This is a genomic window from Streptomyces sp. OfavH-34-F, assembly GCF_022347745.1.
Taxonomy (GTDB): Bacteria; Actinomycetota; Actinomycetes; order Streptomycetales; family Streptomycetaceae; genus Streptomyces.
Window position 1 is genome coordinate 1 of sequence record NZ_JAKRGC010000618.1, and the last position, 1,343, is coordinate 1,343.

Here is a 1,343-nt window from a genome sequence, read left to right on the forward strand (position 1 = left end):
GGCGGATACCGGCTCGCGGCCGGCCGGGTCGCGGAGCGGGACACGGTGGCGCTGGAGGGCGTCGGCGAGGACGGACTGTTCCACGCCGTGCAGACGCTGCGCCAGCTGGTGCGGGGCGGGAAGGTCGCCGGGGTCACCGTCCGGGACTGGCCGTCCACGGCGGTGCGCGGGCTGACCGAGGGCTTCTACGGGCAGCCCTGGAGCCTGCGGGACCGGCTCGCGCAGATCGACTTCCTGGCGCGCACCAAGCAGAACCGCTATCTCTACGCGGCGGGCGACGACCCGTACCGCCAGGCCCGCTGGCGCGACCCGTATCCGGCGAAGCGGCGCGCGGAGGTGCGGGAGCTGGCCGAACGGGCGGCGGCCGCGCACGTGGTGCTGGGCTGGGCGGTGGCCCCGGGCCAGTCGATGTGCCTGTCGTCGGACCGCGACCTGAAGGCGCTGAACCGGAAGATCGACGCGATGTGGGACCTGGGGGTGCGCGCCTTCCAGGTGCAGTTCCAGGACGTCAGCTACAGCGAGTGGCACTGCGCGGCCGACGCGGACGCCTTCGGCAGCGGCCCCCGCGCGGCGGCCCGGGCCCAGGCCCGGGTGGTGAACGGCGTGGCCCGGCATCTGGCCGCGCGGCACCCGGAGGCGGCGCCGCTGTCGGTGATGCCGACGGAGTTCTACCAGGACGGCGCCACCGAGTACCGCAGCGCGCTCGCCGGGGAGCTGGCCGACGGCGTGGAGGTCGCCTGGACCGGTGTCGGGGTCGTGCCGAGGACCATCACCGGCGCCGAACTGGCCCGGACCCGTGCCGTGTTCGGGCATCCGCTGGTGACCATGGACAACTACCCGGTCAACGACTACGCGCACGACCGGATCTTCCTGGGCCCGTACACCGGCCGGGAGCCCGCGGTCGCGGTCGGCTCGGCGGCGCTGCTGGCCAACGCGATGGAGCAGCCCTCCGCCTCCCGCGTCCCGCTGTTCACGGCCGCCGACTTCGCGTGGAACCCGAGGGGATACGACCCGGCGCGGTCCTGGGAGGCCGCGGTCGACGACCTCGCGGGCTCCGGCGGGGAGGCCGCCGGCGCGCTGCGGGCACTGGCGGGCAACAGCGCGGGTTCGCTGCTCGGCGGCACCGAGTCCGCCTATCTGCGGCCGCTGATCGCCGCGTTCTGGACGGCGTACGCCGGTGACGACGCCGCGGCGCTCGACGCGGCGGCCGGCCGGCTGCGGGACGCGTTCGGTGAGATGCGCACGGCTCCGGGCGCGCTGGCGGGGGTGGCCGGGGGGCGGCTCGCGGAGGAGGTCCGTCCGTGGAGCGCGCAGCTCTCCCGCTACGGCCGCGCCGGTGAGCT

Annotated in this window: 1 protein-coding gene; it reads left to right on the plus strand. The window is 75.9% G+C overall.

Going from position 1 to position 1,343, the window contains the following annotated elements; genetic code table 11:
• A partial coding sequence (locus MHW47_RS35465) for a beta-N-acetylglucosaminidase domain-containing protein (RefSeq protein ID WP_239227910.1) occupies positions 1 to 1,343 on the plus strand: 1,343 nt, incomplete at both ends.